This is a genomic window from Actinocorallia lasiicapitis, from assembly GCF_054778695.1.
Genome location: NZ_BAAGZI010000126.1, coordinates 1 through 14618, shown reverse-complemented (window position 1 = coordinate 14618; position 14618 = coordinate 1). Strand labels below are relative to the sequence as shown.

11 protein-coding genes are annotated in these 14618 nt (G+C 68.6%); 7 read left to right on the top strand and 4 right to left on the bottom strand.

Annotated elements, in window-relative coordinates:
* A partial coding sequence (locus tag ACYVE7_RS16240; protein WP_460365537.1) for an MFS transporter occupies nucleotides 1-1002 on the bottom strand: 1002 nt, incomplete at its 3' end.
* 115 nt (nucleotides 1003-1117) lie between these two features.
* On the opposite strand from ACYVE7_RS16240, the gene ACYVE7_RS16235 reads away from it, so the two are divergent.
* From ACYVE7_RS16235 to ACYVE7_RS16210, 6 genes are all read left to right on the top strand, one after another.
* Nucleotides 1118-1543, top strand: a complete 426-nt coding sequence (locus ACYVE7_RS16235; RefSeq protein WP_460365536.1) for a hypothetical protein — start codon at nucleotides 1118-1120, stop codon at nucleotides 1541-1543.
* A 41-nt stretch (nucleotides 1544-1584) separates the two neighbouring features.
* On the top strand, nucleotides 1585-2397 hold the full coding sequence (locus tag ACYVE7_RS16230; RefSeq protein WP_460365535.1) for an isoprenyl transferase: 813 nt from the start codon (nucleotides 1585-1587) through the stop codon (nucleotides 2395-2397).
* 132 nt (nucleotides 2398-2529) lie between these two features.
* A complete protein-coding gene (locus tag ACYVE7_RS16225; RefSeq protein WP_460365534.1) occupies nucleotides 2530-3840 on the top strand; it encodes a PhoH family protein in 1311 nt (436 codons plus the stop codon).
* Nucleotides 3841-4123: 283 nt separating this feature from the next.
* Nucleotides 4124-4912 (top strand): aggregation-promoting factor C-terminal-like domain-containing protein, encoded by a 789-nt coding sequence (locus tag ACYVE7_RS16220; protein WP_460365533.1) that lies wholly within the window; start codon nucleotides 4124-4126, stop codon nucleotides 4910-4912.
* Between the two features lie 290 nt (nucleotides 4913-5202).
* Entirely contained in the window at nucleotides 5203-5619 is a 417-nt protein-coding gene (locus ACYVE7_RS16215) for an aggregation-promoting factor C-terminal-like domain-containing protein (protein ID WP_460365532.1), read from the top strand.
* Between the two features lie 326 nt (nucleotides 5620-5945).
* A complete protein-coding gene (locus tag ACYVE7_RS16210) occupies nucleotides 5946-6443 on the top strand; it encodes an aggregation-promoting factor C-terminal-like domain-containing protein (protein ID WP_460365531.1) in 498 nt (165 codons plus the stop codon).
* A 72-nt stretch (nucleotides 6444-6515) separates the two neighbouring features.
* Here ACYVE7_RS16210 and ACYVE7_RS16205 read toward each other — a convergent pair whose 3' ends face one another.
* A complete protein-coding gene (locus ACYVE7_RS16205; protein ID WP_460365530.1) occupies nucleotides 6516-7721 on the bottom strand; it encodes a DUF6801 domain-containing protein in 1206 nt (401 codons plus the stop codon).
* Between the two features lie 540 nt (nucleotides 7722-8261).
* Between ACYVE7_RS16205 and ACYVE7_RS16200 the strand changes: the two genes are divergently transcribed.
* Nucleotides 8262-12806 (top strand): fibronectin type III domain-containing protein, encoded by a 4545-nt coding sequence (locus tag ACYVE7_RS16200; protein WP_460365529.1) that lies wholly within the window; start codon nucleotides 8262-8264, stop codon nucleotides 12804-12806.
* 78 nt (nucleotides 12807-12884) lie between these two features.
* Here ACYVE7_RS16200 and ACYVE7_RS16195 read toward each other — a convergent pair whose 3' ends face one another.
* Together ACYVE7_RS16195 and ACYVE7_RS16190 are read right to left on the bottom strand one after the other, a co-directional pair.
* Entirely contained in the window at nucleotides 12885-14264 is a 1380-nt protein-coding gene (locus tag ACYVE7_RS16195) for a class II fumarate hydratase (RefSeq protein ID WP_460365528.1), read from the bottom strand.
* A gap of 5 nt (nucleotides 14265-14269) precedes the next feature.
* The coding region (locus ACYVE7_RS16190) for a hypothetical protein (RefSeq protein ID WP_460365527.1) at nucleotides 14270-14618 on the bottom strand (349 nt) is incomplete at its 5' end.

Sequence of the window (14618 nt, the reverse complement as noted above, 5' to 3'; positions counted from 1 at the left end):
CAGCACGGCCAGCCCGCCGACGAGCTGGCGGCGCGGCCCGATCCGTGCGGCCACTCCCGGCGCGGCCTTGGCCGCGACGACCAGCCCGCCGATCATCGGCAGGACGCCGAGCCCGGTCCGGAAGGCGTCGTAGCCGAGGACGGCCTGGAGATGCTGCGGGACCACGAACAGCACGCCGAACATGGCGAGCGTGAGCGTCGTCGCAGGGACGGCGCCGCTGAGGAAGGCGCGGTCGCGGAAGAGGCCGAGGTCGATCAGCGGTGCGGTGGAGCGCCGCGTCCTCAGCACGAACGCGGTGAGGGCGAGCGCCCCGCCGAGCAGCGGACCCCAGACGAGCGCCGAGCCCCAGCCGCGGGACGGCTGCTCGATCGCGGCGTACACGAGCGCGAACAGCCCGCCGGTGGACAGCATGATCGCGAGGGGGTCGATCCCCGGCCGGTGCTGCGCGCGGTTCTCCTCGACCAGCAGCAGGACGGCGACGATCGCGGCGAGCCCGGTCGGAATATTGATCAGGAAGAGGGAGCCCCACCAGTAGTGGTCGAGCAGCCAGCCGCCGACGATCGGCCCGAGCGGCAGCCCGAGGAACGTGGCGGCGGCCCAGGCGGCCTGCGCCTTCGGCTGCTCCTCGCGGGGGAAGGAGGTCAGCAGCACCGACAGCGCCATCGGGGTGATGACCGCGCATCCGACGCCCATGAGCGCCCGCGCCCAGATCAGCCCGGACGCGTCGTGGACCAGGGTCGCGGCGATCGAACCGGCGAGGAACAGCACGAGCCCGCCGATCAGGGTCTTCTTGCGGCCGTACCGGTCGCCGAGCAGCCCGGCGGGGATCAGGAGGGTGGCGGAGGCCAGCGTGTAGGAGTCGACGATCCACTGGAGATCGCCGGTGCTCGCGTGCAGATCGGCGGCGAGGGTCGGCAGCGCGACGCTCAGCGCGGTCATGTCGAGGCTGACCGCGGTCATGGCGAGCACGAGGGCGACCAGCACCCACCAACGGCTCTTCATAAGATGAACTCCCATCTGGTTGTCTCTATCAAATGAAAGTAACTCCCATTTTCCGGGGAGTGTCAAGGGCCGCGGTGCCGGTGATCTTGGAGCGGGGGGTGGGTAGGGGAGGCCCATGGGGGAGCTGCGGTGTGTGGACGGGTCGGCGCTGCGGGTGCGGCCGGTGGCGGCGCGGGACCGGATCGGCGGGGTGTACGAGGTGCGGCTGGCGCTGGAACGGGACGGGCGGCCGTTCGGGGTCGTTGGCAGGGGCTGCGGGTATTTCCTGGAAGAGGCGGCCGGGAGGGTCGGCGGATGCGAGGGTGAGCTGTTCGCCTTCGCGCCCTGCGAGCGGGGGCGGGAGACCGCTGAGCTGCGGTGTTCGGTGCGCACCTCGCCCCGCTGGGACGGGGGCGCGTGGGAGATCGCACGGCGGGCCGTGATCGAGGCATGGGGCGAGGACGGCGCCGGGGTCCGGGTCGTCCTCACCGAGCACGAGCTGGCCGATTTCCTGGGCGAGGTCCTCGCCGAGGCGCAACTTTTGCGGGGATCCGGGCGATAATGAGGGCCGCAACCGGACGGCCGAGGAGGGAGTGATCGCCCATGGAGATCAAACGGAGCGTGAAGTCCCGGATCAAGCACAGCCGTCCGTACGCCGCCGTCCGCGACATCGCCTACCGGCTGTACGAGAGCCGGGTCGAAGGCGATCTGCCCAAGGACCAGGTGCCCCGGCACGTCGGGGTGATCCTCGACGGGAACCGCCGCTGGGCCCGCGAGATGGGCATGGCGGACGTCAACGACGGCCACCAGGTCGGCGCCAGGAAGATCTCTGAGCTGCTGACGTGGAGCGCCGAGGCGGGTGTCGAGGTCGTCACACTTTGGTTGCTCTCCACCGACAACCTGCTCCGCCCGGCCAAGGAGCTGGACCCGCTGCTGCGGATCATCGAGACCACCGTCCAGGGCCTGGCCAGGGACGGGTGGCGGGTGCGGCCCGTCGGAGCGCTCGACCTGCTGCCCGATAAGACCGCCCATGTCCTAAAAGATGCCGAGGAATCCACATCTAATGCCGACGGGCTGATTGTGAACGTCGCGGTTGGGTATGGAGGTAGACGTGAGATCGCTGATGCGGTTCGCTCCCTGCTCCACGAGCAGGCGAGCCAAGGCACCAGCATCGAGGAACTGGCCGAGGTCCTCGATGTGGAGCACATCGCTGAGCATCTCTACACGCGCGGCCAGCCCGACCCGGATCTGGTCATCCGCACGTCGGGAGAGCAGCGGCTCTCCGGCTTCTTGCTCTGGCAGAGCGCCCATTCGGAATTCCACTTCTGCGAGGTCCACTGGCCGGACTTCCGCAGAGTCGACTTCCTTCGCGCGCTCCGTTCCTACGCCGCGCGGCACCGTCGCTACGGCACGTGACGCCTCAACCAGAGTTCACAGCCCCGTCATGAGCCTGTCATGTCGGGGCTGTTCTCTTCTGGGGACGCCGTTCGTTGTCGAAGCAGCAATCCCCCAGGTAAGGGCACTCTTCGAGGGCCCGAAGGAGAGCGAGTGGGCACACCCTCCACGCGTCCTGCCACCGCAGTGCGCACCTACGTCCTCGACACCAGCGTTCTGATCGCGGACCCCGCCGCCATCACGAGGTTCGCTGAACACGAGGTCGTCCTCCCGATCGTCGTGATCACCGAGCTCGAATCCAAGCGGGACCACCCCGAGCTGGGCTACTTCGCCCGGCAGGCGCTCCGCGCCCTGGACGATCTCCGGCTGGAGAACGGCCGCCTCGACTCCGCCGTCCCCATCGGCGAAGAAGGCGGCACGCTCCGGGTCGAGCTCAACCATTCCGATCCGACCGTCCTGCCGGACGGTTTCCGGCTGGGTGACAACGACACCAGAATCCTGTCCGTCGCGGCGTGGATGGCCAAGGAGGGCAAGGACGTCGTCCTGGTCTCCAAGGACCTGCCGCTACGGGTGAAGGCCTCCGCCGTCGGCCTGACCGCCGAGGAGTACCGGGCGGAGATGGTCGTCGAGACCGGCTGGACCGGGATGCGGGAGCTGGAGGTGGGCACGGAGGTCGTCGAGGAGCTGTACGACTCCGGCCGTGCCGAACTGGAGGCGGCGCGTGAGCTGCCCGCCCATACGGGGCTGCGGCTGCTGTCGCAGCGCGGTTCGGCGCTGGGGCGCGTCCTGCCGGACAAGAGCGTGAAACTCGTCAAGGGCGAGCGTGAGGCCTTCGGGCTGCGCGGCCGCTCCGCCGAGCAGCGCGTCGCCCTGGACCTGCTGCTGGACGACGAGGTGGGCATCGTCTCCCTCGGCGGACGGGCGGGCACCGGCAAGTCGGCGCTGGCGCTCTGCGCGGGCCTGGAGGCCGTCATGGAGCGGCGCCAGCACCGCAAGGTCGTGGTGTTCCGGCCGCTGTACGCGGTCGGCGGCCAGGATCTGGGCTATCTGCCCGGCTCGGAGCACGAGAAGATGTCGCCCTGGGGTCAGGCGGTCTACGACACCCTGTCGGCGATGACCACCCCGGAAGTGATCGAGGAGGTTTTGGACCGTGGCATGTTGGAGGTCCTGCCCCTCACCCACATCCGCGGCCGGTCGCTGCACGACTCGTTCGTGATCGTCGACGAGGCCCAGTCACTGGAACGTGGCGTACTTCTCACTGTTCTGTCCCGGATCGGCCAGAACAGCAAGGTCGTCCTCACCCATGACGTGGCGCAGCGGGACAACCTGCGGGTCGGCCGGCACGACGGCGTCGCCGCGGTCGTCGAGCGGTTGAAGGGGCACCCCCTCTTCGCCCATGTGACGCTCACCCGTTCCGAGCGTTCACCGATCGCCGCACTCGTCACGGAGATGCTCAACGAGTAGCCATGCGATCACGGCCCGTCATTCCGTTCTGTGCGGAATGGCGGGCCGTTTGCGTACATAGAGTGACTTTATTGTTCCGTTACGTTGAGATGTGATGAACGTCACAGGAACCCTCCGTGACCCCATGAATCGCAGCTCCACCCGGGCTTTGGGTCAAGAAATCGCCAAGTTGACAAAGGGCCGGTCATGTCCAAGTGGCGCGATCCGGTTGCGAACCACCCCCGGCGCTGAGGCAGTGTGTCCCACGGAGCGAAAGAGGCCTACCCGGGAAAGGAGCACGACCGTGTCTGAAGCGCCGCTGTCTGCTTGGGACCCGGCCGGACCCGACACGCCCCACCCGGACGTCAAGGTGGCGGGGATCGCGCTGGCGGAGCAGCCGCGCGAAGAGCTGCCGGCACGTCCGCTCGCCGTCGTCCCCGATCTGCAGGGCCACCCAGGTCCCGGCAGGATCTTCGCGGGCGGCGCGATCACCCTGATGGTCGTGGTCATCCTGGCCTCGGTCTTCGCGGTCGCCACCGCCGACGAGGGCGAAGGCGACGGCAAGGGGCTGGCGGAGCAGGCCGAGAACGTCCTGATCCAGCCGAACCCGTCCGCGACGCCCACGGACGTCAAGGTCGATCGCAAGCTCGACGCCAAGCTCCGCAAGGAGCGCGCGCGGAAGGCCGCGGAGAACGACAAGGCGCCCAAGCTGCGGGTGAAGACGGCGCCGACGCCGTCGACTCCCGAAGAGGGCGACGAGGCGGCTGGCGATCCCGGACCGCCGACCAAGCCGGGCACGGCGCAGGCGATCGCCAAGCAGATGATGCCGGACTACGGCTTCGACCCGAAGTCCCAGTTCGGCTGCCTGTACAACCTGTGGATGCGGGAGAGCGGCTGGCGCACCACCGCCGGACGCGTGAATGGCCCGTACGGAATTCCGCAGGCCAACCCCGGCACCAAGATGGCGGCCTACGGCCCCAAGTGGCGCACTGACGCGGCCACGCAGATCAAGTTCGGCCTGTCGTACATCAAGGGCCGCTACAAGACCCCGTGCGGAGCCTGGAGCCACTTCCAGTCCGTCCACTGGTACTGATCTCCAACTTCATAGCGGCGAGCCCCACCGAGGCCCCCTGCCTCACTCGCCGCGCCCACCCCGGATGAGCGGGCCCTCAGACCCGCGCCGCGCGTCCCCTCGCGCACCTTTCCCGGAGCCCGGTTCGTCGTGACTTCCCTGCGACAGCTCTGCCTGGGGTGGCCCCTGCCCGTGTGACGCGACCGGCGTCGGGCCGACGGAAGGAAACCCTCTTGTTCCGCACTTCCCCCCAGGCCCCCCGTAATCGGTCCATCGGGCTGAGGGCCGCTGTCGTTACGGCGGCCGCCGGAATGGCCCTGACCCTGGGGACGGCCCTTCCCGCACAGGCCGCGCAGCACGCGGCGACGACCTCCACGAAGGCGGTCGCGGCGGAGAAGACGAAGGCCAAGAAGAAGAAGTCGCGCAAGCAGCGCAACATCGCGATCGCCGCGCCGATGGTGAAGGCGCGCGGCTGGTCCAAGACCCAGCACCGCTGCCTCGTGCTCCTGTGGACCAAGGAGTCCAACTGGAACCACAAGGCGTACAACGGCAGCAGCGGCGCGGGCGGCATCCCGCAGGCGCTGCCCGCCTCCAAGATGCGGAGCGCCGGCAAGGACTGGCGCACCAACCCGAAGACCCAGATCAAATGGGGCCTGCGGTACATCAAGGGACGTTACGGCACCCCCTGCGCGGGCTGGGCGCACTTCCGCAGCCACCACTGGTACTGAGCCGTCCGGCGGACCGGCCGGGTCAAGATCAGGTACGCGGGGTCAGGGCACGGTAGCCCCTCCGCAAAACCATCGTTTCGAACGCCTCGAAACAGGATCGACGCGCGTCCTCGGTGGTCACGCTACGTGGCGTGTCACCACTTACGGTGAGCGGAGTCGCCGGGTACCAGGCCCGGCGCTCCGCAAGCGCTCCGCCGGTCCGTGCCGTTCTCGGCACGGACCTTCTCGCGGCATGTCCGCATGTCAGACGCCCGGCCCCCGCGCGTCGAGGTGGAGCGATGGCCGTCCGAGGCATGGCCGGTGCCGAGGCGAACGAAGGAAGCGACTTGATCCGACTCCGCCGCACCGAACTCGGCAAGGCCACCGCAGCCGTGACCGTCGTCCTGACGGCCGCGGGACTGCTCACCGTCTCGGCCCCCGCGGCCGAGGCGGGCCTGCCGATCATGGCGTCGCAGCATCGCGTCAAGATTCACGACCGGGGCGGGGAGCTGAGGCTCACCCCGGTCCGCAAGCTCTCGCGGGTCCAGCAGAACAAGGCGATCGGCCGCCAGATGGTGGCGCGGTTCGGCTGGTCGAGCCCGCACTGGAAGTGCCTCAACAAGCTGTGGGCCAAGGAGAGCGGCTGGAACCACCGCTCCCACAACGGCTCCTCGGGCGCCCACGGGATCCCGCAGGCGCTGCCCGGCTCGAAGATGGCCAGCGCGGGCGCCGACTGGGCGAGCAACCCCAAGACCCAGATCAAATGGGGGCTGCGCTATATCCGTTACCGGTACGGATCGCCGTGCGCCGCCTGGGCGCACTGGGGCGCGACCCGCTGGTACTGAATTCGCTGGTAGGGAACGCGGACGCCCCCGGCGCCTTTCGCAGGCGCCGGGGGCTCTATGCCGGTGGAGCGATTACGGGGCGAGCTTGGCGGTGATGGTGTTGCCGTCGCCCTTGGCGAAGATGCTCAGGATCGGGTTGGTGAAACCGCAGTCCTGGGTGCCGGACAAGGTGTAGTTGTCGGAGACGTAGTCGCCGCCCTTGTTCGGGTTGAAGAAGACGCCGCGCTTGGAGTGCATGGCGATCTTGGCGGGGGTCGGGGTCTGGCACTTGTCGCCGCCGCCGATGGGGATGAAGCCGAGCGCCTTGAACGAGCTGTACTTGATGTTCATCGTCGAGACGGTGTCGACCTGGCCGCCCGCGTACTTGCCGACGGTGTCACCGATCTGCTGGAAAGTGATGTCGGCGGTCATCGGCATGAAGCCGAGGATGTTGAAGTTGCCCTTGGTCGGCTTCAGGGTCAGCGGGCCGACGATGTCGCCGGTCGCGCCGTCCACGGCGATGTTGATCCCGCCGTCGAGGCCCAGGGTGCCGTTGGCCGACTTGATGAACGAGGAGCCCTTCAGCTTCAGGTTGTAGTTCAGCTTGCCGGACGGATGGACGGTGTTGTCCCTGGTCCAGGTGCCCGCCGGCGGGTAAGGGGTGGGCGCCGGGTCGTAGGTGACGGGAGTGTCCACGACCTGGATGTCAGCCAGGACCGTGGTCGGCGCGGCCTTCTGCGTGCAGTTCACGGTGAAGGTGCCCATGCCGGTGGGCTGGCCGGCGGCGGTCTTCGGGGTGACGGTGAGGACGAGGTCGCCCAGGACGATGTTGCCCGCGCCGGCGAAGTCGAAGCCGATGCCGGGAGCCTTGCCGTAGGACGGAAGCTGGAACGCGCCGCTGGCGGGGACCGGGGTGACACCGAGGATCTGCCGGACGTCCATGTTGACGGGGGCGACGCCGCCGGGGCCGTTGACCGTGACCTTGGCGATGGCGAAGCCCTCGAGGCTCGCGGCGCCGATCGCGGAAAGCCCTTCGGTGGTGTCGGCGCCGATCGTGTTCTCGGTCGTCACGACGATGTCGGGGGCGGCGGTCTCCTTCTCGAAGACCGTAGGCATGTAGGCCTTGAGCTTGACCGTCAGATCGCGGGTCCCGATCAGCGGGTACGCGCAGCTGTAGTCGACGGTCTTCTCGACGGGGCCCGCGGCTGCGGCCGGAGTCGCACCGACGATCGAGACGATGCCCAGACCGAGCCCTGTCGTCACACCGATCACGGTGCCCTTGACGCGCTTTCTGCTCACTTCTTGCCTCTCCTCAGGGGAAACCACGGGGCCGTTCATCCATTCGGGTGACGGTTGGGTGGGTGTGTGGGTGGGGCCATGGTGTGGTCCGCGTCACGGCCGGTCTACGTCGCTGAACACAGGTATCCGGCGGCGCATGTGTTGCCAGTTGATAAGGCGCCCCCGGGGTTTATAAGGAATCCGCAGGTCAGGCATTGTGCGGTAAGGCGAAGTTCCTTCACATTGCCTGCGCGGAGTGCGACAGTCCTCGGATCGGTTTGTATAAATATTGGATAACCCTGCGAGGGTCCGCCCGTTGTATAGGCACCTCGAAAGTGTGGTTTACGCGCTCGACATACGGATTATTTGTCACTTCCACGCGTAGCGGGACGGCCGGGGTCCGTAATTCGCGCCCAAGTGACCATGGATTTCTCCGAAGCGCGCACATGTGAGTCAGGTCACGATCGAAGTTGTCAAATGGCGACAGGGACGAACCGGTTACTTAGAAGTAATTTACGGCCCTGTAACACCCGACCTGTTCCGTACTACGAGAGGTAGCAGGTGAAACGCAAGAGATCGTCCATCAGTCGCAGGGCCTTGTCCCTGGCGACGGCGGCGGTGACCTCCACCGTTGGCGTGGTCGCGCTTGCCACGGGGCCGGCGTACGCCGCTCCGGGCCCGATCACGGCGCCCCCCATCAAGTACACGTGTGGCTTCCCGATGATCGGCACCCAGCCGATCACCGTCACCGTGTCGACCGTTCTTCCGGACTTCCAGACGGGCGGCACCTACAGCCTGCCGATCACCGCGGTCACCGACGTCACCGCGGAGACCTCGAAGGGCATGTGGGCCGCGAAGGCCTACACCATCGAGGGCACCGGCGTCGCGAACGCGAAGCTCTTCAGCCCCGAGTTCCCGACCGGCAAGGAGGTGAAGACCAACATCGACATCGCGAAGAAGGCCATCACCACGCCGGGCCTCGCGGTGAACGAGGGCGGCCAGGGCAACGCCGCCTTCCCGCCGCCCGAGCCGACCGCCGGGGTCAGCCTCAACGCGACGGGCAACTCTGAGAACATCACCCTGACCCAGGGTGGCTGGGCGCAGATCAACGTCGAGAACCTGAAGCTGAAGCTCACGCCGAAGGACGAGGCGGGCAACCCCACCAGCCTCGGCACCTTCGACGCGGACTGCTGGGTGCAGGCGGGCCAGCACAACGTGCTCGGCCAGTCCTACATCAACGGCGGTGGGACCCCGGGCAACCCTCCGGCGACGTTCGACACCCAGCCGCCGCGCGGCCAGGACACCAAGGACGGCTCGGGTCTGCCGACCAAGCGGTACGAGCTGGCGGCTCCGCTGAAGTTCAGCTGCCTGTTCCCGGCGATCCAGCGCCGCACCGTCATGGTCGACATGGCGGTCGATTTCCCTGAGGAGATCGACACCAACACCCGTGCGCGGCCGATCGTCATCGATGTCATCACGCACATCGACGACTCGGTCTCGACCGCTATCGCCGGCGTTTACGCCAAGTACCTCGGCGGTATCGCGATCTCGAACAACGTCATCACCAACCCCGATGACCCGGCCACGCCGCTGCACTCGCAGACGCGGGCCACGCTGGACGAGGCCGTCGTTCCGGACCCGATCGACGAAGAGGGCAACACGCCCGGCTTCAAGATCTACGGTAAGGCCATCGCCCCGGCTCTGGTCTTCCAGAAGGCCGGCGACGGCGCGATCACGATCGGTGACCCGTCGCTGACCCCGGTCCGCGACCTGGTCCTGTCCATGGACACCTTCGACGCGGACCACGTCCGCCTCCAGCCGCCCCTCGGCCAGTTCCGCCGCAACTGCTACCTCCTGCCGGACAGCCTCGGCAAGAACCTCCTCACCTTCAAGGTGAAGCAGGCCGCTGAGCCGGCCCCCGGGGCGATCAGCGGGCTTGACGGCACCACCACCCACAACTCCGCGAACCTGACCTGGAACGCCCCCACCACCGGTGGACCGGCGACCAGCTATGTGGTCTCGTGGCCGGGCGGCACCAAGACCGTGACCTCGACCAACGCCGAGATCACCGGCCTGAACGCCGACACGGACTACGCGTTCACCGTCATCGCCAAGGGTGCGGGCGGCGACTCCGCGCCGGTGTCCAAGACGCTGCGCACCAAGCCCGAGCCGCTCCAGAAGCCCGGCGCGGTGGGTTCGGTCGACGGAACCACGACGCACAACAGCGCCACCGTGACGTGGACGGCCCCCGCCACCGGCGGTGCGGTCGCCAACTACAAGGTCAGCCTGGGCGGGGTCACCAAGACCGTTCCGGCCGGCACGCTGACCGAGACCTTCACGGGTCTCACCGCTGACACGGACTACACGGCTTCGGTCGTGGCGTCCAACGCCGCCGGCGATTCCGCGCCGGTCACCAAGGTGCTGCGCACCAAGCCCGAGCCGCTCCAGAAGCCCGGCGCGGTGGGTTCGGTCGACGGCAGCACCACGCACAACAGCGCCACCGTGACGTGGACGGCTCCCACCACCGGTGGTGCGGTCGCCTCGTACAAGGTGAGCCTGGGCGGTCAGACCAAGACGGTTCCGGCCGCCGGTCCGCTGACCGCGAACTTCACGGGTCTCACCGCTGACACGGACTACACGGCTTCGGTCGTGGCGTCCAACGCCGCCGGTGACTCCGCCGCTGTCACCAAGGTGCTGCGCACCAAGCCGGAGCCGCTGCAGGCTCCCGGCGCGGTGGGTTCGGTCGACGGCACCACCACGTCCGACAGTGCCACGGTGACGTGGACGGCCCCCGCCACCGGCGGTGCGGTCGCCAACTACAAGGTGACCCTGGGCGGCCAGACCAAGACCGTCCCGGCCACCACGCTGACCGCGACCTTCACCGGTCTCACCGCTGACACGGACTACACGGCCTCGGTCGTGGCGTCCAACGCCGCCGGTGACTCCGCCGCTGTCACCAAGCTGCTGCGCACGCAGAAGCCGCCGCTCCAGAAGCCGGGTGCGGTCGGTTCGGTCGACGGCACCACCACGTCCGACAGTGCCACGGTGACGTGGACGGCCCCCGCCACCGGCGGTGCGGTCGAGTCGTACAAGGTCAGCCTTGGCGGTCAGAACAAGACCGTCCCGGCCGGCACGCTGACCGCGACCTTCACCGGTCTCACCGCTGACACGGACTACACGGCCTCGGTCGTCGCGTCCAACGCCGCCGGTGACTCCGCCGCTGTCACCAAGCTGCTGCGCACGCAGAAGCCGCCGCTCCAGAAGCCGGGTGCGGTCGGTTCCGTTGACGGCACCACCACGTCCGACAGTGCCACGGCGACGTGGACGGCCCCCACCACCGGTGGTGCGGTCGAGTCGTACACGGTGACCCTGGGCGGCCAGACCAAGACCGTCCCGGCCGCTGGTCCGCTGACCGCGACCTTCAACGGTCTCACCGCCGACACGGACTACACGGCTTCGGTCGTGGCGGTGAACGCCGCCGGTTCGTCCGCGCCGGTCACCAAGGTGCTGCGCACCAAGCCCGTCCCGCTGGAGAAGCCCGGCGCGGTGGGTTCGGTCGACGGCACCACCACGTCCGACAGTGCCACGGTGACGTGGACGGCCCCCGCCACCGGCGGTGCGGTCGCGTCGTACAAGGTCAGCCTGGGCGGCCAGAACAAGACCGTCCCGGCCGGCACGCTGACCGCGACCTTCACCGGTCTCACCGCTGACACGGACTACACGGCCTCGGTCGTCGCGTCCAACGCCGCCGGTGACTCCGCTCCGGTCACCAAGGTTCTGCGTACCAAGCTGCCGCCGCTCCAGAAGCCCGGCGCGGTCGGTTCGGTCGACGGCACCACGACGATCAACAGCGCCACGGTCAAGTGGACCGCCCCGACCACGGGCGGTGCCGTCGAGAGCTACACGGTCACCAAGGACGGCGCCGCGACCTCGGTCCCGGTCGGCACCCTGGAGAAGACCTACGAAGGTCTCGCCGCGAACACGAACTACGAGTTCTGTGTGTCCGCGGTGAACGCGGCCGGCGCGTCCGCGCCCGTCTGCAAGACCCTCAAGACGCAGCCGATCCCGGTCGTCGTGCTCGCCGCCCCGGTGATCACCGTGGACAGTGCCGACTCCTTCGCCCCGACCCTGAGCTGGGGTGCGGTCGACCGCGCCACCGGCTACGAGGTCTACCGTGACGGCGTCAAGGTCGGTTCGCCGACCGGCACCATCTTCAAGTCGGCCGACCTGGCCTACGGCAAGGGCTACAAGTTCACGGTGAAGGCCGTCAACGCCGTTCCGGCCGAGACGTCCCCCGCCAGCAACGAGATCACCGTCACGCCCAAGGACACCACCAAGCCGACGGCGCCGGTCCTCACGGCCGGTACCGCCAGCTCGAACAGTGTTCCGCTGACCTGGACGGCTTCGACCGACAGCCAGGCCGGTGTCGCCGGTTACGACGTCTTCAAGGACGGCGTGAAGGTCAACGCCACCCTGATCACCGCGACCGACCTCACGGTGACGGGCCTCGAGGCCGACAAGGACTACGTCTTCACGGTCCAGGCCGTCGACAAGGCCGGCAACGTGTCCGACCTGAGCAACGCGGCGAACGTCCACACCCTGCCGATCGGCCAGGGCACGGAGTTCGCCTACAACGTCGCCGGCTCGTCCAAGATCAAGGCCGCGAACGGCACCCTGCCGCTCAAGGGCAAGATCGCGGGCACGATCACCGGTGGCAACTTCGCCGGCGACCTGGCCCTGGAGAAGTCGACCGGCTCCTTCAGGCTGCTGGGCTTCATCCCGGCCACTGCTGACGCGACCTTCGTCCAGCAGGGCCAGACCACCGGCACCCTCTCCGGCACGAACCTCACCACCAACAGCAAGATGCTGGTGAAGATCCCGTCCGTGAAGGTGTTCGGCATCGAGGTCGCGGGCGGTCCCGCCTGCCAGACCAAGACGCCGGTCGATGTCACGCTGAAGTCCACCAACTTCGTGACCGGAGTCGGCGGTGCCCTTTCCGGCACCTACACGATCCCGGCCACCGAAGGCTGTGGCTCGCTCAACAGCCAGGTGACCGCGCTGCTGGCCGGTCCGGGCAACACCATCAACGTGACGCTCAAGAAGTAACGAGCACTCACGAACAGTTTCAAATCCAGTTCCAGGTCGGGCCCCCGCTCCGCGTTCGCGGTGCGGGGGCCCTTCTTTTCAGCGGGTCATGCCCAGCACGTCGAGCGCGGTGTCGAGCTCTTCCAGGGTGAGGGTGCCGCGCTCCACGTGGCCGCGCTCCAGGACGACCTCGCGGATGGTCCTGCGCTCCTTCAGCGCCTGCTTGGCGATGGCCGCCGCCTCCTCGTAGCCGAGGAACTTGTTCAGCGGGGTCACGATCGAGGGCGAGCCTTCGGCGTAGGAACGGCAGCGGTCGGCGTCGGCCTCGATCCCGTCCACGCACCGCTCGGCCAGCAGCCGGGTGACGTTCGCCAGCAGGCTGATCGACTCCAGCAGGTTCCGCGCCAGCATCGGCAACTGGACGTTCAGCTCGAACGAGCCGGACGCCGCGCCGAACGCGATCGCCGCGTCGTTCCCGATCACCTGGGCGGCGACCATGCAGACGGCCTCCGGCAGCACCGGGTTGACCTTCCCCGGCATGATCGACGAACCGGGCTGGAGATCGGGCAGCCGGATCTCGGCCAGCCCCGCCCGGGGCCCCGAACCCATCCAGCGCAGATCGTTGGCGATCTTGTTGAGCCCGACGGCGATGGTCCTGAGCACGCCGCTCGCCTCGACCAGCCCGTCCTGGGCGCTCTGGGCCTCGAAATGGTTCCGTGCCTCGCGCAGCGGCAGGCCCGTCCGCTCGGCCAGCAGTTCCGTGACCCGCGCCCCGAATCCGGCGGGCGTGTTGATGCCGGTGCCGACGGCCGTCCCGCCCAACGCCAGCTCGCCCAGCCGGGGCAGGACCCCTTCCAGCCGTTCGACGCCGTAGCCGATCTGCGCGGCGTAGCCGCCGAACTCCTGGCCGAGGGTGACCGGGGTGGCGTCCATCAGATGGGTGCGGCCGCTCTTCACGACGTCGGCGAACTCGGCGGATTTCGCCCGCAGCGAGCCTTCCAGGATCCGCAGCGACGGCACCAGCTCCTGGACGATCGACGCGGTCGCCGCGAGATGGATCGAGGACGGGAACACGTCGTTCGACGACTGGGAGGCGTTCACCTGGTCGTTGGGGTGGACCTCGACGCCCCGCTCCGCCGCCAGGGTCGCGATCACCTCGTTGGCGTTCATGTTGGAGGAGGTGCCGGAGCCGGTCTGGAAGACGTCGATCGGGAACTCGGCGTCCCAGCGGCCCTCGGCCACCTCCAGCGCCGCCTCGGTGATCGCGCCGGCCTGCTCCTTGGTGAGGACGCCGAGTTCGGCGTTGGCGGTGGCGGCCGCCGCCTTGATCAGCCCGAGCGCCGCGATGTGCGCCCGGGAGATCGGCCGGCCCGAGATCGGGAAGTTCTCGACCGCCCGCTGGGTCTGCGCCCGCCACTTGGCCGGGGCCGGAACCCTGACCTCGCCCATGGAGTCGTGTTCGATCCGGAAATCGCTCATGTCTTTCAGCGTAGGCGGATCCTGAGCTTCGCCGCGGCCTCCTCCAGGGCCGTCGCCTCCTTGCCGGCCGCCCTGGCCGCCTTGGCGCTGGGCTTGCCCGCGAGGCTGGTGTTGACCTTGCGGACCTTGATGATCAGCGAGTCCATGTCGAGGCCCAGGGCGCGGCAGAGATCCCGGTCGGCGACGGCGTTCTGGCGCCCCATCTTCAGCCCGTAAAGGGCGGTCAGACCTGCTTTGGCGGCTTCGGCCCGCACGACGACGTCGGCGCCGCGGCCGCCGCCGATCGGCGCGACGACGTACTCGCGGAGCGTGGCCAGGGCGGGCCCGGTGAACCGGGTGAATCCGGCGCGGGCC